This is a genomic window from Nostoc sp., from assembly GCF_036917395.1.
In the GTDB taxonomy this organism is placed as follows: domain Bacteria; phylum Cyanobacteriota; class Cyanobacteriia; order Cyanobacteriales; family Nostocaceae; genus Nostoc.
In genome coordinates this window covers 1-25,437 of sequence record NZ_JBALDI010000078.1, presented here as the reverse complement: position 1 = coordinate 25,437, position 25,437 = coordinate 1, and the positions used below count along the sequence as shown (strand labels likewise).

The following is a 25,437-nucleotide window of genomic DNA, read 5'->3' as shown; positions in this document are numbered from 1 at the left end:
TTTTGGTACTTTGTGTTATTTGCGGTTTATTTTATCTTGGGCGTCCCAATGTAGTGATATATAAAACAGCTTCATCAGCAGGGATACCCAAAACTTCATTTACTTGGTCATCAAAGAATCCACCGATACCACTGACGCCTAGATTCAGGTGGACTGCGGCTAAATTCAGGCGTTGTCCCAAATGGCCGGCATCCATATGTAAGTAACGGTAAACGCGATCGCCATACTGGGCGATCGCAGCTTTGAGATCAGCTGTATGAAACAACACCGCTGCTGCATCTCGCCCTAATTCTTGCCCCAAACAGAGAAAATGTAACTCTCGCCGAAAGTTTTTAAACCGAATTTGGCGTAATTCTTGGGCTTTGGGTGCGTAATAGTAACAACCTGCGTCCAATCCTTTGACTCCGCAGACAGCAATGAATGTTTCTATTAAATTCAAATCAAAGTAGTCTGGAGAAATATCTAAACTTTGGTCGATGTAATTTCGCGGTTGGTAAGTAAAATCGAGTAAACCTTTCAATTCATCGAAGGTTAAATCATCACCATTATAAGCGCGGGTAGAGCGTCGCTTGTACATAGTAGTTTCCAGTTCTGACAGTTTTTGTCCCCAGTCTATAGGTGCGGTGGTGGTGGGAATTTTTAAGCAGAAAGGAAAATTATATTTATCCTCCAAAGATTTTTCTTGTTTGATAGTTGGTAGATTGAGATTGCCAGTTATACCTGATTGGATCTGGGTGTGTCGATGGAAATATGTCAGCAGTTCGCCATCGGGGATTTGAGGATAACTGGTTTCAGTGGCCGAAGGTAAAGCAGTACATCCCAATGGCAAATTTTGATTGACATCTAACAAGTCTGCCAGAGGTAAGACAGCGATCGCACCTTCTTGTTGCGGATCGATATAAAGCAGATCGTTTACCGATTCATCCACAAAACCGCCGATTAAATGGGGGCGATAGTCATTAATGGCAGCAGCCAATTCGATATTACCCAACAGGTGTCCTGTATCGAGAAAAATCCGGCGATAAGCCCGATCTTCATAGCGCCACGCAGAACGATAGAAAACCGCAGTAACAATAATTGCTAGTTGGGTATTTTCTAAGGAAGGATGCCAGAAACAAGCAGCTTGGAGAGTTTGCCAAACATCACTTTCCCAATAATGCATTAGAGAATGAGTCCGACACTGGTAGTTATACAGACCAGGCGGCAATAACGCCGTGCCACGGGAAACCAGATAGACTTCGGCAGGGTATAGTCCGCCTGCACTGGGAGCAGCACGTAAATACACCCCACTACCCATAGAAGGCATTCTCGCCGTCAATCCATAGCTGTGAAACAGCAGCCGTGAAAGTCTTTGCCACCATTGAGCATCTGGATTATTAACAAATCCCTCTGGTTTTTCTTGGATATAGGGTTTGAGAGCAAAAGTAGAGCCAATTTTGTACTCTTTGAAAGGCACTGGCTGTTTAGCCCAGTCTATCTGGTGACTTTTGGAGGCGAGAGTCTCAGGGTCGTATTTAGTCCGTTCGTGGTAATGCTGGGCAATTGATTGGTGTAATTCTGGCATAGTACTTTTAAATATCCTTGAAGCATCCTTTTTTTGATCTTGGCATTCATTAGCCTCATTGTTTCGTGTCAATTCGTACAATTCTCAGAGTCATAAAGTGGTAATTGGTAACAACTGAATTGGGCATTGGGCACTTGTACTGAGCTTTGCGGAAGTATTGGACATGGGGCATTGGGCATCGGTTATTTCCCCTCTGCTCCCCTGTCCTATCTTCCAATACTTTTCGGTTAAGCTTTATGCGGTGTTGAGAATGAAAAAGTTAAGATGCTCACTTTGAATTCCACTTCCTTAATGAAGTGGTTTTTTGGGTGGATACTTTGTACCTGTCCCTCCAGTCGAGACTAACTACCAAAAAAAAGACATAAATTAAAAAAGTTATGTCTAAGAAGTTAATTTACAAAGCCGGATTAGTAGAGGTTAAAACTTTTTGATTTACTGGGGTACATAATAGTGACTACTGCTGTATGGTCATAATCGATAGGATATGTACCTTAGCTCATGGAAATTGCAGACCAGATTATTGCAGGAAACGACAGGTTGAATGATGCTTTAGAGGGCAAAAGATAAACTTATTAATTTATCTTAATTTTTCACAACTGCCGAATCGCAATTTCCAATCCTTCACATCCACCGCGAAGAAAATCTAAATCTAAAGTAGCGATCACATCACTAGGTTTGTGATAATGTGGATTTCGCAAGAATGCCGTATCTGTGACCATAATTGCCGGATAACCCAAATCCCAGAAAGGTGCATGATCACTACGTCTGGTTTGAGGAACTATTAAACCTCGATTCGGCACGGGTAGCCATTGACTAGGTACGCCTGCTTTGCGAATATTACGGCTCATGCCAATTAAATCAGGCAATGTCCGCAAATTGCCAATTAAAGCAATAAAATCACCTTTATCTGGGTAGAAGCGTTCCAGAGGAGGGGGGTAACTTTGAGAACCAGGTGTAGAATTTTTATAGCCCAGCATTTCTAGGGAGATCATTAAGCGTAGCTGTTGCTTTTGTTGGTGCAACAGGGCTGCATAGTTAGCACTACCCAGTAAGCCGTATTCTTCCATATCGAAAGCAACCAGCCTTAAAGGATATCTTACAGGTTCACCAGCAAACTTTCTCGCTAATTCCAGCAACACCGTTACACCAGTGGCATTATCATCAGCTCCTGGTGTTCCCGGAACAGCATCATAATGAGCACCAATTAAAATAGGTAGCAAATCCTTTTTTTGTCGTCTAGCTTGGGAGGGTAAATTTAATATCAAGTTCTTACAAGCTTTACCTCTGACTTCAAAGGTGTGGATTTCCACACTCCCCCATTGGAAAAATTGCTGGCGGATGTATTCTTGGACAAAAAAATGTCCAGCCGAAGCCATGTAAGGATCGCGTTCTCGCGCTATCTCACTCAGTGAAGTCTGTAATCGCTCTGTTAAATTCAATTCTTTAAAATAGTGGCAATATTAAGGTTTTCAGGCACTCAAAACTTGCAGAGCAAGTATTATTAAGGTGCATTTACCAACTTGCAGATCCAGTGCATAGAAGTAGGCGGATAACAAGAATTGAGGCTGCTTGGACACAGCAATCATCGTCAATGCTATCCTAGTGTTGCAACTATCTCCTCTAGCTGCATTTCTTAACTTACTCCCTTAATGATGACTATTATACCATTTAGGTGTTTTAATCCTATAGTACAAAGCTAGAGGTAGTTCCGCCCAATCATAATAAATATAGTAAGACACTTTAGGAGAAGAGTAACGCATGGGCAAGGTAGTCGGCATCGACTTGGGTACAACCAACTCAGTAGTCGCCGTTATGGAGGGTGGCAAGCCGATGGTGATTGCCAATGCAGAAGGAATGCGAACAACCCCCTCCGTAGTTGGCTTCAGCAAAGAAGGTGAAAGGGTGGTTGGGGAAATGGCACGGCGACAAACCATCCTCAATCCACAAAATACCTTTTTCGCCGTTAAACGCTTCATTGGGCGCAAATATGGCGAACTTAGTCCAGATTCCAAGCGTGTACCCTACACCATCCGCAAAGACGAAGTAGGTAATATTAAAGTTGCCTGTCCCCGTCTCAATAAGGATTTCGCCCCAGAAGAAATTTCGGCAATGGTACTGAAGAAATTGGCTGACGATGCTAGTCGCTATTTGGGTGAACCAGTGACAGGGGCAGTGATTACAGTACCCGCTTATTTTAACGATTCTCAGCGGCAGGCAACCCGCGATGCTGGCAGAATTGCCGGTTTAGAGGTGCTGCGGATTCTCAATGAACCAACTGCTGCATCTTTAGCTTATGGATTTGATCGGGGTGAGACGGAAACTATCTTAGTATTTGACTTGGGTGGCGGTACTTTTGACGTATCGATTCTGGAAGTTGGCGATGGCATATTTGAAGTCAAAGCTACCAGTGGAGACACGCAACTTGGTGGTAACGACTTTGACAAAAAAATTGTAGATTGGCTAGCAGAGCAATTTCTGGAAACAGAAGAGGTAGACTTAAGGCGCGATCGCCAAGCCTTACAACGGTTGATGGAAGCAGCAGAGAAAGCCAAAAGAGAACTTTCTGCTGTCAGCGTCACTGATATTAATTTACCCTTCATCACCGCCACTATAGATGGCCCCAAACATCTAGAAACTCGCCTGACTCGTTCCCAGTTTGAAGATTTGTGTAGTGATTTGGTGGGGCGATTGCGGACACCAGTGAAACGCGCCCTCAAAGATGCCGGACTCTCACCTAGAGACATTGAAGAAGTTGTGCTAGTGGGCGGTTCTACACGGATGCCAATGGTGAAGCAGCTTGTACGGGACTTGATTGGTACAGAACCCAATGAAAACGTCAACCCCGATGAAGTAGTGGGAGTGGGTGCAGCAATTCAGGCAGGCATTCTCGCAGGCGAACTCAAAGATGTGCTGCTTTTGGATGTCACACCCCTCTCTTTGGGATTGGAAACCATCGGCGGCGTGATGAAAAAACTCATTCCTCGCAACACCACCATCCCAGTCCGCCGTTCTGATATTTTTTCCACATCAGAAAATAACCAAAATACTGTGGAAATTCACGTAGTCCAGGGCGAACGGGATATGGCAGCAAACAACAAGTCTTTAGGACGGTTCAAGCTGTATGGCATCCCACCAGCGCCACGGGGTATTCCTCAAGTACAAGTATCGTTTGATATTGATGCTAACGGGATTTTACAGGTAACAGCCTTAGATAGAACCACTGGTCGAGAACAGAGTATCACCATTCAAGGCGCTTCCACCTTGAACGAGTCGGAAGTGAATCGGATGATTCAGGACGCTGAGAAATACGCCGATGTTGATCGCGAACGGAAAGAAAGGGTAGAAAAGCGGACTCGTTCTGAGGCGTTGATTATCCAAGCAGAACGACAACTCAGAGATGTAGCGCTCGAATTTGGTATGCAGTTTGCCCGTAGCCGCCGCCAAAGAATTGATAATATTTGCCGAGACTTAAAGGAGAGTCTTAAGGAAAATAGCGATCGCGGTATTGACCAAGCCTACGCCGACTTGCAAGATGCTCTATATGATCTAAATCGGGAAGTCCGCCAGTCTTATGATGAAGAGGAAGAGGACGACTTGTTGGGTACTATCCGTGACATTTTTACTGGCGGTGACAAGGATAAAGAACGCGAATCTCCCAGAGATACATATCGGGAACGCGATTCCTATGGTAAGGACTATGGCAGAGATTACGGTAAAGACTATAGCCGAGACAGTCGTTCCTCCTATGAAAGCCGTCCTCCCCGCAAATCCCGTCCCAGCTACCAAGATAATTGGGATGATGAAGAAGACAATGATTGGTCGTAATACTCCTAATAAAAGTTAAAAGTGAGAAGTTAGGAGTGAGAAGTTAAAAATTAAATCTTCCAACTCATAACTCCTGTACAGACGCGATTAATCGCGTCTCTCCTAATTAATCCAAAATCTAAAATCTAAAATTTAAATAACTGACTATGCAAAATTTGCCGAATTTTCGAGATTACTACGAGATTTTAGGAGTATCTAAAGACGCCTCTAGTGAGGAAATTAAAAAGGTTTATCGACGGTTAGCAAGGCAATATCACCCCGATCTCAATCCGGGTAACAAAGCATCTGAGGAAAAATTTAAGGATATCGGCGAGGCTTATGAAGTCCTTTCAGACCCAGCCAAGCGAGCGCAGTACGACCAGTTTAGCCGCTACTGGAAGCAAAAAGGTTTTGCGGGCAACCCGAAGACGCCAAAGACTAAAACTTGGCAGAGTAGCCAAAGCGATCGCAACAGTAATCAGGACGTAGATCCAAGCCAATTTTCTGACTTTGAAAGCTTTATTAATCAAGTTATTGGCGTCAAAAATAAGAATGGCACAAGTAACTCCAGTAATGGCAATACTAGCGATCCGTTTCGTTCCCCCAGAACAAAAGTTGCCTACACCGTTAACACACCACCTCGCACTACCCGTCGGGATATAGAAGCTAGATTAACACTCCCACTAGAAAAAGCTTATCAAGGTGGTAATGAACGCATTCGTTTGGAAGATGGGCGATCGCTAGAAGTTACCATGCCTCCAGGTATGGTAACAGGTCAAACCATTCGTTTGCGGAACCAAGGTGTTGGTGGTGGCGACCTATATTTAAAAATTACCGTTGAACTTCATCCATTATTCAAGCTAGAAGGTTTAAATATCCTCTGCCAAGTACCAGTTACTCCCAGTGAAGCAGTTTTAGGAGGACAGGTAGAAGCACCAACTTTGGATGGGCCAGTGAAAATGACAATTCCCCCAGGAGTTAGGTCTGGTCAAAAATTTCGACTAGGGAATAAAGGCTACCCCAGCGATGACGGTAAACGTGGTGATCAATTAGTAGAAATTCAAATAGTTACCCCGAAAAATATTAGTCAGGAAGAACGGGAACTTTACGAAAAGGTACGGGAAATTGAAACCTTTAAACCCCGTGCTGATTTAATCCGTTAGGGATGAGGGAGTATATCTAGATTATTTAATGATCCGATATCCACCCTGTGAAAATTAATCAAATGAACAGTGAAATTTCCATCTTGGTCTTGATGCCCAAACAACGCTATAAATCTCAAACTCTGCGATTTTGTGCGTTTGAAATCAAATCTGGGAATAAAGGCGGTTAGCCGTCTATGGCATTAGCAGGTTTACAATATTAGAAAAAACTTGATTGCAAGGTGACTCAAACAGCCGTGAATCATAACGGGGCAATGCCACAAAGCAGTAAACCAACTTATTACTCCCTGCTAGGACTGCATCCCTCGGCATCGGTAATCGACATTCGTCGCGCTTATCGGCAACTGAGCAAACGCTATCATCCTGATACTACAGACTTGCCTACTGCGATCGCCACTCCCAAATTTCAGCAAATCAACGAAGCCTACGCCACCCTTAGCCATCCAGAAAGTCGGTTAAGCTACGATTTAAAAATTGGCTATTCCCGCTTTGGAGTGATTCAACCACCCTCTGATTTGAATCATCCCGTCTCGCGTTCCCATGACTGGTCAAAATCAGCTTACCTCGATGCGAGCGATCGCCCCCTCTCATCTGGCGAAATCTTTGCCTTATTTATGCTGGTGTTAACATTTGTAGGTTGTCTGCTACTAGCAGTTGCCATTGGCTTAACTCGTGGTGAGGCTGCTTTCCAAACCCATTTGCTGCAATTAACTGCATCTGTACAACAGCAAATTACCCATGCGTCACAACTAATTACCCCTATGATAATTAAAAATTAAAAAATTCCCTAATCCAAAATCGTTCGACTGAGCCAAGCCAAAGTCCCAAATCTAAAATCCCAAATACCTATGCTTCTTCTTCCCTCTGATACCCCCCTATATAATCATCCCCTGCCACAAATTGAACAGTGGCTAAAAGACCAAGGCTGTCAACAAGACGATGTACAGAGGCATTGCTGGCGTATACAGCGGTCTACTTGGCAAGCTGAACTATGGCTCGACGTTGAGCAAATTGTAGTGCGATATGTCCAATCTGGAGAAAATGGACAAGATATCCAACGTTCATTCAAATATTCTCTCAGTCGGGATGATATAGAACAAGCTGTGTTTTCTGGGCCATAGATGAAGTGCTAAGTACACTTCATCGGAAATTTAGACCAACTTATAGGAAGTTTGGCTATCAGATAAAACTTCCTATATTTTTACTCTGGGGTTGGGGGTGAGGTTCTTGTACCTCACTCAAGCGAGAACCGCTATATCATCCCAGTTATAAAAGTTAATAATCCATATCATAATAGCACTCCAAAAACTTGGGATGCTTTTACTTTAATTATTAGATTTTGCAACTGAAATTAACATATCAATAATGTCATATATTCCTAATACATATAATACAAATAATGGTCTAAATATAAAATATAACGCAATACCACCAGTTATTAAATTAGGAACAGGTACACGTTTAGATATACATTTAAGCATCTTATATTACTATTTATATTTTCATAATAATGGTAATATTTTAACTTTTATTAACCTCAGTATTATTATTAAAAACTACCAAGTTACTAGCTGTAGCGCCCAAAGAGGTCAGTTACTCCATCAAGGCAGTTAACCGCCCCGATACCCGCTAAGTCTACCGCGATCGCTATGACGGCTGTTTGCGATCGCCAATTTTCTAGCTTCGCTAACGCATCCTAGAAACTTAGTAAATGTACTATTTTACACTTTCCCAAACCGCCGCTCCCGTTGCTGGTAGGCACACAAAGCGCGGTGAAACTCAGCGCGGTCAAAATCGGGCCAGAGAGTATCGGTAATGTAAATTTCTCCATAAGCCATTTGCCAGAGCAGAAAATTTGAGAGGCGCATTTCTCCACTTGTGCGAATTAACAAATCTGGGTCAGTAATTCCTGCTGTGTACAAGTGGCTCTCAAATACTTGTTCATCAATTTCATCGGGTTGCAGCAGACCTTGCTGGACTTGTTTTGCGATCGCCTGACAAGCTTGTAAAATCTCCTGCCGTCCGCCATAATTAGTTGCCACCGAAAACCGGATACCACGATTATCCTTAGTTTCTGCCATTGAACGGGATATTTCTTGTTGGAGCGATCGGGGCAAGTCTTGTAAATTCCCCACAAACTTAATTTGAACATTCTCTTCGACCATTTCCCGCAGTTCTTGGCGCAAAACTCTTTGAAACAGAGTCATCAAAAAATCTACTTCTTCCTGCGGTCTTTTCCAGTTCTCTGTTGAAAAAGCATAAGCTGTCAGTGCCTGAATTCCCCAATCCTGACAACAGCGAAGTAAATCTTTGAGAGCATCTACTCCTCGCTTATGACCCATAATTCGGGGTAGACCCTGACGTTTAGCCCATCGACCATTGCCATCCATAATCACCGCAACGTGCTGCGGCAATAGTTCTCGTTTTAAGTCAGTAGGCAAATCTTGCAATTTAGTTTGTTGTGCTGTCATTTTTTATCTCGAGAAGCGGTCCATGGTAATCTGAGTAAACGTGAAACCAGTGCTAATGTCTTCCCACCTATCTGACGAACAAAACTCAACACACCAGGAGCAACAGCTTCCCTATCCACAGTTGGAGACAAAAGAGCCTCTTCTAATGACTCTTTCAGTTTCTTAATCGTCAGCGGTCTATTTAGGGTTCCTCGTTCCGCTAAGGAAATGGAACCCGTTTCTTCAGATACAACGACACAAATGCAATTTTCGACCCGCTCAGTAATTCCCATTGCCGCTCGGTGGCGTGTTCCCAACTGGCGCGAGGCTGTGCGTCCCGAAAGTGGTAAAATTATACCCGATGACACGAGCCGTGAGCCACGAATCAATGTTGCTCCATCGTGTAACAAAGTTTTTGGCTGAAAAATTGTTTGGATCAGTTCTTTAGAAACCTCCGCATTTAGCTTTACTCCTGGCACAGAAAAATCTCGCTCATCAATTTGTCCTGTGGTTTCCAAAATTAGTAAAGCTCCAATGCGGTTTTTTGACAATTCTTTAACAGCCTCAACAATTTCATCAATTACACTATCAGATTTAGGGATTGCCAGCCGATCGGGTTGAAACAACTGGCGGAATTCGCCACGCCCCAATTGTTCCAAAAACCGTCGAAACTCTGACTGTAAAGCAACTGCCATTGCTACAGCACAACCAATCACCAACTTTTCCAGTACAAAACTTAGCAGAGGTAGTCCTAATCTGCCACTTAGTGCTGAGGCTAGCATTAAGATAATGAATCCTCGCACCATCCACAGTGTCCGGCGCTCACTAATAATAATTAGTATCATGTATGTCAGCGCCAGCACTAACACAATATCCAGAGTCCCAAGTAGCAAGGACTGTGACCATCCTAGGTTTGTCAGCCATTGCTTCCACCAATCTCTCATGACATCTGGATTAAACTTTTGCCTCTAATTACGGTTATGAATTGGGAGTGAAGAGTTATAAGTTATGAGTTATGAAAAAACCTTTAATTGACAACTCTTAACTCCTAATACCAATTCTTTGTGAAACTGCACAAAATCAGGCTTGGTCACACTTGGGGCAAAATCCCCAAGTTCTGGAGCACCCTTATAGATAATCGGTATAACTCCTAACTCCTAACTTTTAACTCCTAGCCCTTGACTTTTCAGTCTTTCTGGTAGGCGATCTTGTCGAATTAAGTCTTGATAAGTTTCACGTTGCAAAATTAAATTTGCTTCGCCATTCGTCACTACAACTGCTGCCGGTCGGGGCAAGCGATTGTAGTTAGATGCCATACTGTAATTGTACGCACCAGTTCCCATAACTACGAGAATATCTCCTGGTTCAGTTTTTGGGAGTAGTGCATTTTTAATCAGAATATCTCCTGATTCACAATGTTTACCAGCAATTGTGACTGTTTGGGTTAAAGGAGAAGACATTTTATTAGCAACTACTGCCCGATAAACTGATTGGTAAGTAATTGGGCGGGGATTATCGGACATTCCCCCATCGATCGCTACATAGGTACGAATTTCTGGGATAACTTTGGATGAACCAATAGTATAGGCAGTAACGCAGGCTGTGGCAATTAGCGATCGCCCTGGTTCACTCAGTAATTTCGGCAAAGGCAGATTTTCGGCTGCACAAGCTTCTTGGATTACTTCACAAATCGCCTTCACCCACTCTTCAATACTAGGGGGATCGTCTGATTCTGTGTACTTAATCCCCAAACCACCACCAACATTTAACTCTGTAATATTTAAACCATACTTCCTGGCATCTCGCAGCCACTGCACCATAACAGCAGCCAAATCTTGATGCGGTTGGCGCTCAAAAATTTGGGAACCAATATGAGCGTGTACCCCTACGCAATGAAGGATAGGTTGTTGACTGACAAAAGCAAATACCTCATCTAAATCGTTGGGATCAAAGCCAAATTTGCTATCTAAGTGTCCCGTGCGAATATATTCATGTGTATGACACTCTATACCAGGAGTTAGCCGTAGCATGATCCGGATTGGTTGAGCAGGTTGGGCGATTTCCACAAGGGTACGCAGCTCGTGCCAGTTATCCGCCACAATGGTGACACCAGACTCGATCGCTAAAATTAATTCTTCACGAGATTTATTATTTCCGTGAAGGTAAATCTTATTGGGACTAACACCCGCTTGCAGGGCGGTGTAAAGTTCGCCCCCAGAAACTACATCGATTCCTAGCCCAACAGAAGCTGCGATCGCACAAACTGCTAAACAATTCCAAGCTTTTGAGGCATACAATACTTGAGATTCGCCCTTGTAGTACTGTTTGAAAGCATCTCGGTATTGCTGACAAGCCGAACGCAGGGTTTCTTCATCTAAAATATATAAAGGTGAACCAAACTGCTCAACTAGGGTTGTGACATCACACCCACCAATTTCTAGGAGGTCATGGTTATGAACTCTGGCAGTCAAGGGTAAAAGTTCTTGATTAGGCGATGGATTTGCGTTGGTGTCGTATTTTTGAGGTAAATATTGACTTCCAGTATGTTGAACCCCAGTGGGGTGAGTCGATACCATAAATGTAAAAGTTGTCCTTGTTCAAATTACGGGCTTTGAATTCGTCTCCCGATTCCCAGTTTACAAAGGGTTTGTAATCTTATTCAATAAATGTGATCTCATCAGACTTAGAAATTAAATTACTGACACTAGAAAATCTCAGTGCAATACTAGAACTCGATCAAGCCTGTTTTGGCGGACTTTGGACTCTGGAGGGCTACAAACGAGAATTGGATAGTCCCAACAGCGATTTACTCGGTTTATTTTCCCGGTTCTCTACCATAAGTTTGCTAGGAATCGGTTGCTTTTGGTCAATTTTAGAGGAAGCCCACATTACAATTTTGGCAGTTCATCCCCAATATCATCGTCAAGGTTTGGGTGCAGCTTTACTATATTCACTCATTAAGACAGCTTGCGATCGCGGTTTGGAGCGAGCTACCCTCGAAGTCCGAGCTTCTAACTTAGCGGCAATATCTTTATATCAAAAATTTGGCTTTAAAACAGCTGGGCGGCGACGGCGTTACTACCAAGATAACGGTGAGGATGCGCTAATCCTTTGGATGTCAGACCTGCAACACCCCCAATTTCAAAAGACTTTGGATAATTGGTATACCCTAGTTAGCGATCGCTTGGACAAATCCTCTTGGCACTTGCTTTTTAAGTAAGAGAGGTAGGCGAGAATAAATCAAACTATGTTAATTAATGTAAAAAATGTGGAATTTAACTCGTAGTGTTCACGTAGGGTATCGTAATAGAGGCTAAAGCCCTACTTTGAGGGCTGAATCCTTACCTACAAATCTTTAATTATTTACGCTGCTCTACGTAGTTAGGGATTATTAATTTTGAATTATCGAGGCTTGTGATCAGCTTCAGCAAAAAAATGCAACTTTGCTCCACTTCTTTATATTTAAATATTTTATATTAAAATTGAAATACATAATAAAAAACTATTCAAACTTTAAATGATTGACATTTTAAGACAAATGTGTTATTAATAAAAGTTTGGGATAGAGTAAAGAAAATCTTAATGTAAGTAGTCAGCTATTTGTAATAAATCCCAAAAACGCTGGTGAACTAAAGCTCCTCAGTACACTAGCTACATAAAAGTAGTCAATAGTTAACAATCAGCCCATCAACCCAAGTCATAGCTTCAGGATGTCTATAATCTGTTATACAGGCATCCAAAAGCTTTGCCTGTGCTAAAATCAGCATACCGGCACGACCGCAGATGATGGGATAAAGCCATGTTTGAGCGCTTCACAGAAAAAGCCATTAAGGTAATCATGCTGGCCCAAGAAGAGGCCCGCCGTTTAGGTCACAACTTTGTCGGAACCGAGCAGATCCTCTTGGGTCTGATTGGCGAAGGCACTGGAGTGGCTGCCAAGGTGCTGAAATCAATGGGCGTCAATCTCAAAGATGCCCGAATTGAAGTTGAAAAAATTATAGGACGGGGATCAGGCTTTGTTGCCGTGGAAATTCCGTTTACGCCACGGGCAAAGCGAGTTCTAGAACTCTCCTTGGAAGAAGCACGCCAACTGGGGCATAACTACATTGGCACCGAGCATCTGCTGTTGGGCCTAATCCGCGAAGGGGAAGGCGTCGCAGCCAGGGTGCTAGAAAACCTCGGTGTGGATCTATCTAAGGTAAGAACCCAAGTCATCCGCATGTTGGGAGAAACTGCCGAAGTTTCACCAGGCGGTTCATCCGGGCGCACAAAAACCCCGACTCTGGATGAATTTGGTTCCAACCTGACCCAAATGGCAATGGATAATAAGCTCGATCCAGTGGTGGGACGCGCCAAGGAAATTGAGCGGGTGATTCAGATATTGGGTCGCCGAACTAAAAATAACCCAGTGCTGATTGGGGAACCAGGGGTTGGTAAAACTGCGATCGCTGAAGGTTTAGCTTCACGCATTGCCACTAAAGATATCCCTGACATCCTAGAAGATAAACGCGTCGTCACGCTGGATATTGGTTTGCTCGTAGCAGGCACCAAGTATCGGGGTGAATTTGAAGAACGCTTGAAAAAAATCATGGATGAAATCCGCTCTGCGGGTAATGTCATTCTCGTGATTGATGAGGTACACACCTTAATTGGTGCAGGTGCGGCAGAAGGTGCTATTGACGCAGCTAATATTCTCAAGCCAGCTTTGGCAAGAGGTGAGTTGCAGTGCATCGGAGCTACAACCCTAGATGAATACCGGAAGCACATCGAGCGAGATGCAGCACTAGAGCGGCGTTTCCAACCAGTGATGGTTGGCGAACCCACTGTAGATGAAACAATTGAAATTTTGTATGGTTTGCGCGAACGCTATGAGCAACACCATAAATTGAAAATCTCCGACGAAGCATTAGTCGCGGCGGCGAAGTTATCAGACCGTTACATTAGCGATCGCTACCTCCCAGACAAAGCCATCGACTTAGTTGATGAAGCTGGTTCTAGGGTGCGCTTGATTAACTCCCAGTTGCCGCCCGCAGCTAAGGAGTTAGACAAAGAACTGCGTCAGATATTAAAAGAAAAAGATGACGCGGTGCGCTCTCAAGACTTTGACAAAGCTGGAGAATTGCGCGATCGCGAAATGGAAATCAAAGCCGAAATCCGGGCGATCGCTCAAAGCAAGACCAATGCAACTGGCAATGAAGGTGAAGAACCTGTAGTTACAGAAGAAGACATTGCCCACATTGTCGCTTCTTGGACTGGGGTACCGGTGAACAAACTCACCGAATCTGAATCTGAAAAGCTGCTGCACATGGAAGACACCTTGCATCAGCGTTTAATTGGTCAGGATGAAGCTGTAAGGGCAGTTTCACGAGCAATTCGTCGCGCTCGTGTCGGTTTGAAAAATCCCAATCGACCCATAGCTAGCTTTGTCTTCTCTGGGCCTACTGGTGTAGGTAAAACCGAGTTGGCGAAGTCCTTAGCTGCTTACTTCTTCGGTTCTGAAGAAGCGATGATCCGCTTGGATATGTCGGAATACATGGAGCGTCACACCGTCAGCAAGCTGATTGGTTCACCTCCAGGTTATGTTGGTTATAACGAAGGTGGTCAGCTAACCGAAGCCGTGCGGCGGCGTCCTTACACCGTGGTGTTGTTCGACGAAATCGAAAAAGCCCACCCCGATGTATTCAACATGCTGCTGCAAATTTTGGAAGACGGTCGGTTAACTGATGCCAAAGGTCGCACGGTGGACTTCAAGAACACCTTGCTGATTTTAACTTCCAATATTGGTTCTAAGGTAATTGAAAAAGGCGGTAGCGGTATCGGCTTTGAATTCTCCGAAGATGCCAGCGAGTCAACTTACAACCGGATTCGCTCTTTGGTGAACGAAGAACTCAAGCAGTACTTCCGTCCAGAGTTCCTCAACCGACTCGATGAAATTATCGTCTTCCGTCAGTTGAGCAAGCCTGAAGTCACCCAAATCGCCGAAATTATGCTCAAGGAAGTATTTGGTCGTCTAACCGAAAAGGGTATCACCTTAGAAGTCACAGACCGCTTCAAGGATCGTTTGATTCAAGAAGGTTACAGTCCCAGCTACGGCGCAAGGCCATTACGCCGGGCAATTATGCGCTTGTTAGAAGATAGCCTAGCAGAAGAAATTCTGTCTGGTCGTATTAAAGATGGCGATACAGCCCTTGTTGATGTAGATGAAAATGGCGTTGTGCAAGTTAGTTCTCAACAGCGTCGGGAATTGTTACCCCAAGGCGTTGAGTAGGATTTAGAGTTTGGGATTTAAATCTCAAATAAAAAATTAGAAAACGGTAGAGTGTTTATTGCTCTACCGTTTTTTTCGGTCTGCGGTAGTATATCGTTCACTAAATTGTTACTATGTTACATTGATCGGGCAAACACTAAAAGGTGTTCTAGATTATGACCTTCAGTGATGTAGTTGAAGCAATTAAAAGTCTTTCCAGCGAAGAAAAGTTAGAACTTCAACTGTTATTGCAGCAATATCTACGGGAAGAAAGGCGTGAAGAGATTTATCAAAATTTTCAGGCGGCGCAAGTAGAACAGCAAAATAGTGAATTAAAGTTTTCCTCGAATATCGATGAACTGAGACAACTGATAGAAGAGTGATGTTAAAAGTAAGTTTCAATTCTTCATTTAAACGTGCTTTTAAAAAGCGAATTCAAAGGAATGTAGATTTAGAAGCACGGTTTTGGCAAAAGTTGGAGCAGTTTACAGCAGACCCATTTGAGCAGGGTTTGAAAACTCACAAATTGTCAGGTAAGCTTAAAGACTTATGGAGTTTTAGTGTAGATTATGACGAGAGAGTAGTTTTTTACTTTACAGATGATGAGGATGCTGTGTTTGTAGATATTGGTAGTCACGATGATGTTTACTAAATAAAATCTATTAATAGGCAGATAAAAATCAATATTCAAAAAACGGTAGAAGACAAAACTTATCTACCGTTTTTTTGTTATCTATCAATATGACAAAAACACAAACAACAGATGAATCTAACCTTATTCCTTCTATAATTTCTGCTTCGCTGTTAATTATGCTCTGTCTGCGGGAAAACTAAGAAGAGGCACTTAAGTCGCTGCAAGCAGTTGAGTAAGAGTATAGCAGAGTATGGATAACAGTTTACAGATTGACAACGTTCAAAGCTTTGTAAAAGCAATTGGTGATAACAATAATCTTTGGAGATTACTGCATAAAAAAGAAGTTAGTCGCCTTAAAGAAGAAGTTAAATATAAAGATCAAAAACGAAATATAGTAGGAGTGAAGTATTATACTCAAGGAAAAGTTTACGCAGTACATGAACTAAAAACATCAGAAGTATCAATCGAGATAAAATACAGAGATGGATTAATTTGTAGATATAAAAAAGAGCAATTCCTTAGAAAATTTAGCAATATATCACCACCTCTTTCTCGTCAAGAAATTTTTGAATTAGTCCGAAGGGAGCAAGAAGTAAGGGATACACAAAGATGGAAAGCAGAAAAACAGGTTTTACTTGAAAAATTAAAAAACCAGTTTGAGCAAGATTTTCTCAATGTTGATAACTTCTATCAAGCCCAATGTACTGAACGTATACTATTTGAAGAGTACCAATCTGAAAAGTTAAATTATGTGCAATCTTGGCTAATAACCAACTTAAATACCTCACCTGACCTTGAGCAAGCAGCAGCAATTGGTGCTGGTGAAGGTCATATTCAAGTAGTGGCAAGGGCTGGAAGTGGCAAAACTTCTACCTTGGTAAGTCGAGCTTTATTTCTACAAAAATATTGTGGTGTTGCACCCAGTGAAATGTTTATTTTAGCCTTTAATCGTAAAGCTGCGGAGGAGATAAAAGAACGGCTCACTCTACAATTACAAAGCTCTATTCCTCATGTAATGACTTTCCATGCATTAGCATACGCTTTAGTTCATCCAGAAAAAAGCATTCTTTTCAATGAACCAGATGGACAACAGAACAAAGCCCAAGTTTTACAGACTGTAATTGACGAGTATCGCCGCAAGCCAGATATTTATGAAAAAATTCGCGTTTTGATGATGGCGAACTTTCGTGAAGATTGGGAGCGCATTGCTTGGGGTGGTTATGATAAAAGTCCTGAAGAAATGTTGCGTTACCGTCGCTCATTGCCAAGAGAAGGGCTTGATGGAAACTACTACAAGTCTTTTGGTGAGAAAGTAATTGCAAATTTTTTATTGGAACACAATATGACATACAAATACGAGCGTAATTTTTGGTGGAATGAGATTAATTATCGCCCTGATTTTACAATTTTTACTGGAGAAAATCAGGGGATAGTTATTGAATATTTTGGACTAGAAGGCGATCCAGATTATGATATAATTTCAGAAGAAAAGCGAGAATATTGGCGAAATCATCGTAACTGGCATTTTGTGGAGTTATCCCCGACAACCCTCAGATTTGAGGGAGCAGAAGAGTTTTGTACTTTACTTAAGCGATGCCTTGAAAGTTATGGTGTTAGGTGCGATCGCTTGAGTGAAGACGAGATTTGGAAGAAAATTAGACTTAGAGTTATAGACCGTTTTACCAAAGTAGTAGAAAAATTTATTCAGCGTTGTCGCAAACTGTCCCTCACTTCCGAAAAATTAGCCTCACTCGTTGATAATCATAAGTGTGCTAGTGATGTCGAGCAGCGTTTTTTGGAGCTTGCACAAAAGTTTTATCAGTCCTATTTGCAACAGCTTCAGGCAACAGGCGAGGATGATTTTGATGGACTGATGCAAAAAGCCGCCGCAGTTATCGTATCAGGACAAACTGTATTTCGTCGCAAATCTAGCACTGGCGATTTAAAGTGTCTTCGATACATACTGATTGATGAATATCAAGATTTCTCAGAACTTTTTCACCATTTAATAAAAGCAATTCGACAACAAAATCCTCAAGCACAATTTTTCTGTGTTGGTGATGACTGGCAAGCAATTAATGGTTTTGCTGGTTCTGACCTTCGCTTTTACCAGAATTTCGCACAATTTTTCCAGCCTTCGCAAAAATTAAATATAGCTACTAATTACCGTTCAGCTACTTCAATTGTCGATATCGGTAATACATTGATGCATGGATTGGGTACTCCTGCACGCGCCCATAAAACTATTTTTGGAACGGTTGAGATTGCTGATTTGGGACAATTTAATCCAAATCTAAACGAGCAAAAAGATCATCCAGGAGACAATATAACACCTGCTATATTGCGCTTAGTAAACCAGATTATCAAAAATGGTAAAAATGTGGTTTTACTCAGCCGAAAGAATAGTTTACCTTGGTATGTGAATTATCGTAGACGGAAATCAAGAGATGGCGTACTCGACAACTTCTTAAACTTGGTACGCTCCTACCTTCCTGAAGAATCAAGAAAGGCTGTAACCATATCAACCGCTCACAAGTATAAAGGTCTTCAGAATGATGTAGTTATAATACTTGATGCTGTCTCTCGTTGTTACCCATTAATACACCCTGATTTGATGTTTAGCCGTGTTTTTGGTGATAACATTGAGCAAGTAGTTGATGAGGAACGTCGTCTTTTTTACGTTGCCTTAACTCGTGCAGTAGAGCATTTATTTATTCTTACCGAAACTAAAAACTTGTCACCTTTCCTTGAGGAATTAAAAAGTAGGAAAAGAATTAACTTACTTGATTGGTTAGATTATCCGCCTTTTGTTGGAAGCATACAGCGCATTACTGTTAAAGTGGGTAATCAGGCTGGAAAAATTGGAACCGGCACTTACGCAATCAAACATTTACTTAACGCTGAAGGCTATACCTGGAGGACAATTGAATGGTCAGCTTGGTGTTGTACCTATCCTGCACTGGATTTCTCAATCCAACAATATTTTGATAACGCTCAGTGGATTTCTCACGCTTATGGAATCGAGGTGCGATTTTATGATGATTTAGAGAATATGCTGGCGAAGTATCATGTTGACTATGGACAATTTATTCCTGTGATTAATAATATTTCTTAAGTCGATTTAGATATAAACCCTTGGTAAAAGTTGGACCATTTTATTAAGAGTTAAGATGCACTAAGAAAGATGCGATCGCTTTTCGCAGGTGATTTCAGGTATTGTTCACCGGAATGATTCGAGGATATGACCGTTATGGGATGTTTTTTAATGAACCTATAGGTTATAGAATCAGTCCAGATGGTAGCCGTATTCTACTTTACTATGGGGAGATAAAAATCAATGCAGACGACCAATACCACGTCATCCCCCGCACAAGACCGAGTGAAGAATAACTGGGAATTTACAGAAGTATGGATAGATCCAATGTTATCCCCTCCATATATTCTTTTATTGCTTTGCGATAGTGAAGATAACTGTCAAGTTTATGATCCGGCGCAGGGTTATAAAATTGTATTTTCTAGTAATGACTATAATACAGCCAAGTTCTGGTTACTAGAAGATGAATATGAACCAATTGAAGGTAGGCTTTTAGCGGCAGAATTAGTCTGAGTTACTAGAGAGTTTTTAGAGAATATGATTGGTTTTACTGTTGAAGAAATGTTGGGGTAGAAGTCAAACTAATACTTACTTCTAGCAAATAGCCGAAACCTCTGGTGCTGAGTCTTGCGACATTATGAAAATGTTCTTTGTTTTTATCTTTAGCTCAACTACATTGCAGTATACCTTGGTAGTAGAATTAGTATACAACATCAACAAAGGAGCAAAGACGTGAAAAGCATACTTTTAAGCCGCGAAGAAGTTGCACGACGTGCGAAAGAATTGTATCAAAATAGCATTCGCCAAGAAGTGGATCGAGAAGAAAACATCGGTAAAATGGTGATTATTGATATAGAAACAGGTGAATACGCAGTTGATAAAATAGGTATAGAATCAGCGCGATATTTACGTAAAAAACACCCATTTGCTCGACTATACGGTATTCGCATTGGTTACAAAGTTGCTGTTTCATTCTCTGGTTTTATGGAGCGTGATTCACAGTGATTTCTGGTATTGTCAAGGATGCACATCCAACTATTAATGTAGAATTTCGACTGCCAAATCTACCAGATTTTACTATTGAATTTGTTATATACACAGGTTTTACAGATTACCTTTGTCTACCACCAGAAGCAGTTGTTTTGTTGAATTTACCTTTCCTGTATGAACTACCTGCAAATCTAGCTGATAATAGTTGTGTAGATATACCAGTACATGAAGCTGTTATTATTTGGAATGGCGAAGAAAGGGTAGTTAATGTACTTGCCACAGGAAAGCGACCTTTATTAGGAACTACTTTACTTGATCAGCATGAACTTGTTATACAGTTTATCGAGGGCGGTTTAGTAACAATTGATGAATTATAGTTGCTTTATGTATATATCGAGTTTTTCTCAATAGCAATATAGCAGCTACCTCTATTAGGTACAGCTTTACTTGAGGAACCAATCGTTATGACTGTGATAGTTGCTAAGTGGATGATTCACGAATATCACCGCATGATTGACGCTGGCATTTTGAGCGATCGCACCATATAAACGCCGCTTTTTAACATTGCAGAATCTGGGGTACAATACCGCCTTACAGTGGTTGAGATGATTATCCCGATTTTAAATATGCGTCTATTCCGAGAAAGAGAATGGTTATTTAGCCTACTGGTAATATCTCTAGTTTTATGGCTGATATTTTTAGGAAACTCCCCTTTACGAGATTGGGATGAAGGTACTGTGGCACAGGTTGCCCGTGAAATTTGGCGTGCCCCACTTGGTTCAATGCATTGGCTTTACCCCACCTTGGGAGGTGAACCTTATTATAATAAGCCACCCCTGATGCACTTGCTAATTGCTTGGACTTACTCCATTGCAGGCGTGAATGAGTGGACAACACGCCTACCAGGTGCAGTGTTAACGGCCTTGGGAGTGCCTTTGCTTTACTTGGTAGGATGTTTGCTTTTTAACCAAAGTTTACCAGCTCTGTTTGCCGCTTTAGTTTATTTGACGATGTTGCCTGTGGTGCGTCACGGACGGCTAGCAATGCTAGATGGTACAACTATTACCTTTTTCTTGCTGTTGTTGTTTTGTTTGCTAAAAGCACGTCATAATCGGCGGTATGCTTTAGGCGTGGGATTTTGTCTAGGGTTAATCACTCTAACTAAAGGAATGATGGTTTTGCCACTAGGGGCGATCGCTTGTTTATTCCTGATTGCAGATCGGCAGTTTGCTTTGTTAACAAGCCCCTATTTATTAGTAGGAATGTTTTTAGGAAATGCACCAGCGATCGCTTGGTTTGCTGCTCAATTGCAACATTATGGCGAAAATTTCTTCCAAGTGAATTTTCAAGCACAAACTTTTGATCGCCTTGGACAAATTGTTGAAGGTCATAGTGGCCCTCCCTGGTACTATTTAATTGAGTTAATTAAGTATAGTTTTCCTTGGCTATTATTTTTACCGGGAGGTTTTTATCTAGCTTGGAAAAAACGTCATACTACCTGGGGTTGCCTAATTATTATTGGCACAATTGTTTATTTGGGAACCATCTCTTTAATGAGAACTAAACTCCCGTGGTATATTATGCCTCTATATCCATTTTTAGCTTTGGCAATTGGTGCTAAACTTAGCGAAATTTGGCAGTACAGTCATTTTAGAGTGCGAATTTGGACAATATTTCTGGCTATTATTGCTTTTGCTGGTTTAGGAGGTTGTGTCTACTTTATTATTGCAAATCAAGAGCCTATTTTAATAGTAATGAGTATTGTTTTGGCAATAAGTATGACCACCGCAGCCTGGTTAGTTAAACAGCGCGATCGCAACTTTATTCCAGTGTTATTTACAGGGATGTATTTAGTTTTAACCCTGTTGATGAGTTCACAATCATGGATTTGGGAATTAAAGGAAGCTTTTCCAGTTAAACCAGTAGCAGACTTAATTCGGGCAAATGTTTCACCAGGAACACAAATTTACACCTCTTTTGCTTATGGGCGTCCTAGTTTGGACTTTTACAGCGATTGCAAGGTAACTGCTACAACTGTGCCACTTTTACAAAAAATGTTATCTAATAAATCTTATTTACTGTTAGACAATGTGGCTTTACAGCAAATAAATTTAACTGGTAGTAAAGTTATAGGAGCAACTAACGGATTTACACTGATTACAAAAAAATAATTATACTAACGAATATTAGCTCGGAGATTACCTAAGGTACCCGACAACTTTTATGAAGTCAGGTATCTTATTTATCGGTAAACGATCAATGAATGATATTAATCAACCTAAGCTACCCAAAGATCGTGGGCAAATCGAATAGAAAATATGAACATTAGTATTCCAAAAAAGTACATAATTGGGTATCCCCAACGAGGATAATGGGAAAGTAATAACCCAAATGCCATTGACAGCGATACAATACCGTAAGCGTAGCGTTCAGATGAGGCTGTAATCCCAGTGTTTAAAATTAAAGCGAAGGAAGAAAACCCATAGACAACAGTAACAAGGGGAATTTTAGCCCGTGATAACCATAGTAAATATATCCCACCAAAAACTAGTGCAATTTTAACTAATTCATCTTTTGTTAATACCCACAACGATAGCCATAAAAAATATAATCCATAGCGGAATTTCATCATCCCCAGATGTACACGAAATTGCCATAAAAAACAGCCACTAACAATAATTATTAAAAACAATAACGGATGCAAAGGGTCTTTAATATAGCCAGATTTCCAATTAGTGAAACCTATCGTAATTTGCATCAGCATCTGCCACCAACCCTGCCAAGCAAATCCTGTTGCATCACCACGCCATGCTTTTTGTGCATGGATGAAAGCCAAAGGGTCACCAAATTGAATTTGACAATAAAGACTGTACAAAGATATACCTAAACCAACAGTCAAACTGGCAATATAAGCTTTTATACCTCTACGTTCTTTCCAAGAAACAAACAGAAAAGCTGGGATAAGAGCAACTCCAGGTAGTCGCGTCGCTGTAGATAATGCTCCCCAGAATGCTGCCCAAATATATTGCTTTTTATCAAAAGCTCGTAAAGCAGATATGGTACACAACAAAAACAGACCTTCAGTGTAAATTACGGTTCCATAAAGGGAATAGGGACACCATGCTAAAGTAGCTGTTGCCCATCGTGCTGTGCTTGTGCTGTAAAGCTCCTGTACCCAAAAATAAAGTATGATCAAGGCAGCTAAAAAAGCCGCATTGTTAACTAATATACCTGCCACTTTCAAAGGCAAGCCGATGAACATAATTATCCGGCTTAACAATGGAAATAAAGGGAAAAATGCAACTGTGTGCATTTCCTTTACGTTACTGGAGAAATCGTAACCAGAAGTCACAATTCTCTCATACCAAACACTATCCCAAGCAGAGAAAACATCCCAACTAAACGTGGCAGTAACGCCATCTGATGAAGTTGGAAACAATGGGGCAATCAGTAACATAGCGATAACTATTAGAAGTCTACTAGACAACCATATTGCTATGATAAAAAATAAGTCATTAGCCAAAAACTTTTTCCTTATATTCATCTTTGCAGATAGATAAATTAACTTTTAATTGAGATTTTAGCAAAATCCAGCTTTTAATTTTGGATAAATAATCTCACAATTTTGCACAATCAACCACAGTCTAAAACCTAAAAGTATAGAAAAAATTTGGATATATAGAAGTACCTAAATAGCCAAAAAATGAGGATATTTGCACAACAATAGCACCCACAAATATCGGGAAAAGCAAAAGGCAAAAATTAGAGGAAATATATCAGCAGGATAGATATATCTGTCGTGCATTTTGGGCAGGATATGTGGCATAAATAAAACTGATATAATGGCTAAGTATATTAATCTGTTCTGAATAATTTTTCGTCTACTTTTATAAACAATATATGACAATAAAAATATTGCAGATATACTTAAAGTTAAACCTATGGGAACAAGAATATTATAAAAGTTACTGAGAACCCATTGATAAAGATTAGGTGCGTTTTTAGCGAGTTTTTTATATTTATTAGCTTGGTTAAAGTATATTAACTCCTGCATCAACAAACGTTCTAGCTGGCTGAATTTTATTCAACTCAATGGGGTGAGAGTGAAAAGTTACTTTTTAGTAGTATACCATTTTTAGATGGTAAAGAATATTTAAATTTTTACCAAATTTTTTGCAATTTTATAGTCTTCAACTTTAATTTTTAAGCTCCAATCACAAATTATATTCCCTTTCTTTTATCTTCTTGGAAAATTGAGATGCTAGCGTGCCTAAACCTAATTTCTTAAGTAATAAATATTTATATGTTTCCCAGGTAGACACACGAAATGTACTTTTGAATAACCATGCATCATTATCAACTGTAAAAGGAGTTCCAACCTTAGCTACAAGAAACGAAGAAGTATTATCTGAAGTTGAGACTAACTCTTCCCAATTAGTAGGCTGTTCTTTGCCCCAATTAAAAATTTCTTTTAAACTCACGACTTCTAAAAGTTCCCTTCTCATTAAACATGCTGAATTTCCAAAATATTGAATGGGATGAGAAAAAACATCACTTGCAAAATAATCTTTACCTGGACCCCACTGTCCCCCAGCACTTCTATCTACATGCATTAAATTTATTCCCAGAATATTTTTATCTTCATTAAGAATAGTAAGGCCATGTTCCAAGATATTAATACAGTCTTGATGTGTTCCCACTATTTGAATATCGTCATCCAGATGTAAAATATAATCAGATTTACAAAGATTCAGACTAATAAGAATTCCAAAATTACTATGAGGGGGATGGCTGATAGTATTATATCTTACAGAATCAAAATGATTGATTTGATTGGATGATTGAAGTAGCTTCATCCCATTTAAATCAGGGCTACTATCATCTAAAAATATTTTTTCAGCAAAAGGAAGCTCTAGTATTTTAGCCCAGCTTTGTATGGCACAACGAACAATCACTGGGCGATAATCGCGTAAAGACTTAATATATGAGCATGTAGAAAATGATGTTTTTTTCCACAAATCATTACTGAAATTTTGCATATTCTGCATTTCTTTATCCCTTCATACTGTATTTAGAGCAAAGGTTAGAGTATACACCATCAACATAATTTTTTCCTAAATTCGATTTTACTACGAATCTGCAAAACAATTGTGACGCCTCCATCAGCCTTTTCGCTTAATTTAACAATACTCCGGACAGTTTTCGCCCCAATGCATAAAAAAGCCACTTATTGTTGTAGGCTGCAAATAGTTAAAAAAAGCATACTGCTAGATCAGCTATGAATACGGTAGAAACGGTACTCGCCCAAATGGGTAATTTAGCAAACCTCATTATAAATACTTAGTAATTTTATTTACCATATCTAGGATTATGTTGGGAAAAGTGAACTTCACAAATCTAATACCATTTCTGTATGAAGCTGCGCTAAATTATCACCAAGGGTAAATTTGGTTTAAGCGTGATGGGTTTAAGATTACAAGTCGAAATAAAA

General features: G+C 40.8%; 21 protein-coding genes. 14 read left to right on the top strand and 7 right to left on the bottom strand.

Going from position 1 to position 25,437, the window contains the following annotated elements:
- Positions 1 to 31: 31 nt before the first annotated feature.
- Together V7K46_RS26600 and V7K46_RS26595 are read right to left on the bottom strand one after the other, a co-directional pair.
- Positions 32 to 1,564, bottom strand: a complete 1,533-nt coding sequence (locus V7K46_RS26600; protein WP_335118528.1) for a SagB/ThcOx family dehydrogenase — start codon at positions 1,562 to 1,564, stop codon at positions 32 to 34.
- 590 nt (positions 1,565 to 2,154) lie between these two features.
- Positions 2,155 to 3,003, bottom strand: a complete 849-nt coding sequence (locus V7K46_RS26595; RefSeq protein WP_335118526.1) for a M28 family peptidase — start codon at positions 3,001 to 3,003, stop codon at positions 2,155 to 2,157.
- Between the two features lie 319 nt (positions 3,004 to 3,322).
- On the opposite strand from V7K46_RS26595, the gene dnaK reads away from it, so the two are divergent.
- The 4 genes from dnaK to V7K46_RS26575 all read left to right on the top strand — a co-directional run bounded on the left by dnaK (position 3,323) and on the right by V7K46_RS26575 (position 7,652).
- On the top strand, positions 3,323 to 5,389 hold the full coding sequence (dnaK, locus tag V7K46_RS26590) for a molecular chaperone DnaK (protein ID WP_335118524.1): 2,067 nt from the start codon (positions 3,323 to 3,325) through the stop codon (positions 5,387 to 5,389).
- A gap of 146 nt (positions 5,390 to 5,535) precedes the next feature.
- Positions 5,536 to 6,531, top strand: a complete 996-nt coding sequence (locus V7K46_RS26585; RefSeq protein WP_335118522.1) for a J domain-containing protein — start codon at positions 5,536 to 5,538, stop codon at positions 6,529 to 6,531.
- A 254-nt stretch (positions 6,532 to 6,785) separates the two neighbouring features.
- On the top strand, positions 6,786 to 7,310 hold the full coding sequence (locus V7K46_RS26580; protein WP_335118804.1) for a J domain-containing protein: 525 nt from the start codon (positions 6,786 to 6,788) through the stop codon (positions 7,308 to 7,310).
- Between the two features lie 69 nt (positions 7,311 to 7,379).
- Complete coding sequence (locus tag V7K46_RS26575) at positions 7,380 to 7,652, top strand: DUF3143 domain-containing protein (protein ID WP_335118520.1); 273 nt, start codon at positions 7,380 to 7,382, stop codon at positions 7,650 to 7,652.
- 600 nt (positions 7,653 to 8,252) lie between these two features.
- Here the strand turns inward: V7K46_RS26575 and V7K46_RS26570 are convergent.
- The 3 genes from V7K46_RS26570 to lysA form a co-directional block, all read right to left on the bottom strand.
- On the bottom strand, positions 8,253 to 9,002 hold the full coding sequence (locus V7K46_RS26570) for an isoprenyl transferase (protein WP_335118518.1): 750 nt from the start codon (positions 9,000 to 9,002) through the stop codon (positions 8,253 to 8,255).
- Positions 8,999 to 9,925 carry a diadenylate cyclase CdaA gene (gene cdaA / locus V7K46_RS26565; protein ID WP_335118516.1) on the bottom strand — a complete coding sequence of 309 codons (927 nt, stop codon included), beginning with the start codon at positions 9,923 to 9,925 and terminating at the stop codon, positions 8,999 to 9,001. The genes V7K46_RS26570 and cdaA overlap by 4 nt, the downstream gene beginning before the upstream one ends.
- Positions 9,926 to 10,138: 213 nt before the next feature.
- Positions 10,139 to 11,557 carry a diaminopimelate decarboxylase gene (gene lysA / locus V7K46_RS26560; protein ID WP_335118514.1) on the bottom strand — a complete coding sequence of 473 codons (1,419 nt, stop codon included), beginning with the start codon at positions 11,555 to 11,557 and terminating at the stop codon, positions 10,139 to 10,141.
- A gap of 92 nt (positions 11,558 to 11,649) precedes the next feature.
- On the opposite strand from lysA, the gene rimI reads away from it, so the two are divergent.
- The 10 genes from rimI to V7K46_RS26515 all read left to right on the top strand — a co-directional run bounded on the left by rimI (position 11,650) and on the right by V7K46_RS26515 (position 22,117).
- Positions 11,650 to 12,201 (top strand): ribosomal protein S18-alanine N-acetyltransferase, encoded by a 552-nt coding sequence (gene rimI / locus V7K46_RS26555; RefSeq protein WP_334969682.1) that lies wholly within the window; start codon positions 11,650 to 11,652, stop codon positions 12,199 to 12,201.
- Between the two features lie 579 nt (positions 12,202 to 12,780).
- Positions 12,781 to 15,249 carry an ATP-dependent Clp protease ATP-binding subunit gene (locus V7K46_RS26550; RefSeq protein WP_335118512.1) on the top strand — a complete coding sequence of 823 codons (2,469 nt, stop codon included), beginning with the start codon at positions 12,781 to 12,783 and terminating at the stop codon, positions 15,247 to 15,249.
- Positions 15,250 to 15,404: 155 nt separating this feature from the next.
- Positions 15,405 to 15,611 (top strand): hypothetical protein, encoded by a 207-nt coding sequence (locus V7K46_RS26545; RefSeq protein WP_335118510.1) that lies wholly within the window; start codon positions 15,405 to 15,407, stop codon positions 15,609 to 15,611.
- On the top strand, positions 15,611 to 15,880 hold the full coding sequence (locus V7K46_RS26540; protein WP_335118507.1) for a type II toxin-antitoxin system RelE/ParE family toxin: 270 nt from the start codon (positions 15,611 to 15,613) through the stop codon (positions 15,878 to 15,880). The genes V7K46_RS26545 and V7K46_RS26540 overlap by 1 nt, the downstream gene beginning before the upstream one ends.
- A gap of 232 nt (positions 15,881 to 16,112) precedes the next feature.
- Positions 16,113 to 18,977, top strand: coding sequence for a UvrD-helicase domain-containing protein (locus tag V7K46_RS26535; RefSeq protein ID WP_335118505.1), 2,865 nt, complete (start codon positions 16,113 to 16,115; stop codon positions 18,975 to 18,977).
- Between the two features lie 113 nt (positions 18,978 to 19,090).
- Complete coding sequence (locus V7K46_RS32185; RefSeq protein WP_442939875.1) at positions 19,091 to 19,252, top strand: DUF6972 family protein; 162 nt, start codon at positions 19,091 to 19,093, stop codon at positions 19,250 to 19,252.
- Positions 19,200 to 19,469 carry a hypothetical protein gene (locus V7K46_RS26530; protein ID WP_335118503.1) on the top strand — a complete coding sequence of 90 codons (270 nt, stop codon included), beginning with the start codon at positions 19,200 to 19,202 and terminating at the stop codon, positions 19,467 to 19,469. Before V7K46_RS32185 ends, V7K46_RS26530 begins: the two co-directional genes overlap by 53 nt.
- Before the next feature lie 219 nt (positions 19,470 to 19,688).
- Positions 19,689 to 19,961, top strand: a complete 273-nt coding sequence (locus V7K46_RS26525) for a hypothetical protein (protein WP_335118501.1) — start codon at positions 19,689 to 19,691, stop codon at positions 19,959 to 19,961.
- Positions 19,958 to 20,323: a clan AA aspartic protease gene (locus V7K46_RS26520; RefSeq protein WP_335118499.1), complete on the top strand. Its 366-nt coding sequence runs from the start codon at positions 19,958 to 19,960 to the stop codon at positions 20,321 to 20,323. The genes V7K46_RS26525 and V7K46_RS26520 overlap by 4 nt, the downstream gene beginning before the upstream one ends.
- 249 nt (positions 20,324 to 20,572) lie before the next feature.
- On the top strand, positions 20,573 to 22,117 hold the full coding sequence (locus tag V7K46_RS26515; RefSeq protein WP_335118802.1) for an ArnT family glycosyltransferase: 1,545 nt from the start codon (positions 20,573 to 20,575) through the stop codon (positions 22,115 to 22,117).
- A gap of 107 nt (positions 22,118 to 22,224) precedes the next feature.
- Here V7K46_RS26515 and V7K46_RS26510 read toward each other — a convergent pair whose 3' ends face one another.
- Positions 22,225 to 23,490 carry a mannosyltransferase family protein gene (locus V7K46_RS26510; RefSeq protein ID WP_335118497.1) on the bottom strand — a complete coding sequence of 422 codons (1,266 nt, stop codon included), beginning with the start codon at positions 23,488 to 23,490 and terminating at the stop codon, positions 22,225 to 22,227.
- A gap of 670 nt (positions 23,491 to 24,160) precedes the next feature.
- Positions 24,161 to 24,985 (bottom strand): hypothetical protein, encoded by an 825-nt coding sequence (locus tag V7K46_RS26505; RefSeq protein WP_335118495.1) that lies wholly within the window; start codon positions 24,983 to 24,985, stop codon positions 24,161 to 24,163.
- Positions 24,986 to 25,437 lie beyond the last annotated feature (452 nt).

Excerpts from the sequence above, each read along its gene's own strand:
- lysA (WP_335118514.1), bottom strand. The coding sequence starts at position 11,557 with ATGGTATCGACTCACCCCACTGGGGTTCAACATACTGGAAGTCAATAT.
- V7K46_RS26550 (WP_335118512.1), top strand. The coding sequence starts at position 12,781 with ATGTTTGAGCGCTTCACAGAAAAAGCCATTAAGGTAATCATGCTGGCC.
- cdaA (WP_335118516.1), bottom strand. The coding sequence starts at position 9,925 with ATGAGAGATTGGTGGAAGCAATGGCTGACAAACCTAGGATGGTCACAG.
- V7K46_RS26585 (WP_335118522.1), top strand. The coding sequence starts at position 5,536 with ATGCAAAATTTGCCGAATTTTCGAGATTACTACGAGATTTTAGGAGTA.
- V7K46_RS26600 (WP_335118528.1), bottom strand. The coding sequence starts at position 1,564 with ATGCCAGAATTACACCAATCAATTGCCCAGCATTACCACGAACGGACT.
- V7K46_RS32185 (WP_442939875.1), top strand. The coding sequence starts at position 19,091 with ATGATTCGAGGATATGACCGTTATGGGATGTTTTTTAATGAACCTATA.
- V7K46_RS26530 (WP_335118503.1), top strand. The coding sequence starts at position 19,200 with ATGCAGACGACCAATACCACGTCATCCCCCGCACAAGACCGAGTGAAG.
- V7K46_RS26545 (WP_335118510.1), top strand. The coding sequence starts at position 15,405 with ATGACCTTCAGTGATGTAGTTGAAGCAATTAAAAGTCTTTCCAGCGAA.
- V7K46_RS26580 (WP_335118804.1), top strand. The coding sequence starts at position 6,786 with ATGCCACAAAGCAGTAAACCAACTTATTACTCCCTGCTAGGACTGCAT.
- V7K46_RS26510 (WP_335118497.1), bottom strand. The coding sequence starts at position 23,490 with ATGAATATAAGGAAAAAGTTTTTGGCTAATGACTTATTTTTTATCATA.
- V7K46_RS26515 (WP_335118802.1), top strand. The coding sequence starts at position 20,573 with ATGCGTCTATTCCGAGAAAGAGAATGGTTATTTAGCCTACTGGTAATA.
- V7K46_RS26540 (WP_335118507.1), top strand. The coding sequence starts at position 15,611 with ATGTTAAAAGTAAGTTTCAATTCTTCATTTAAACGTGCTTTTAAAAAG.
- V7K46_RS26505 (WP_335118495.1), bottom strand. The coding sequence starts at position 24,985 with ATGCAAAATTTCAGTAATGATTTGTGGAAAAAAACATCATTTTCTACA.
- dnaK (WP_335118524.1), top strand. The coding sequence starts at position 3,323 with ATGGGCAAGGTAGTCGGCATCGACTTGGGTACAACCAACTCAGTAGTC.
- V7K46_RS26535 (WP_335118505.1), top strand. The coding sequence starts at position 16,113 with ATGGATAACAGTTTACAGATTGACAACGTTCAAAGCTTTGTAAAAGCA.
- V7K46_RS26575 (WP_335118520.1), top strand. The coding sequence starts at position 7,380 with ATGCTTCTTCTTCCCTCTGATACCCCCCTATATAATCATCCCCTGCCA.
- V7K46_RS26570 (WP_335118518.1), bottom strand. The coding sequence starts at position 9,002 with ATGACAGCACAACAAACTAAATTGCAAGATTTGCCTACTGACTTAAAA.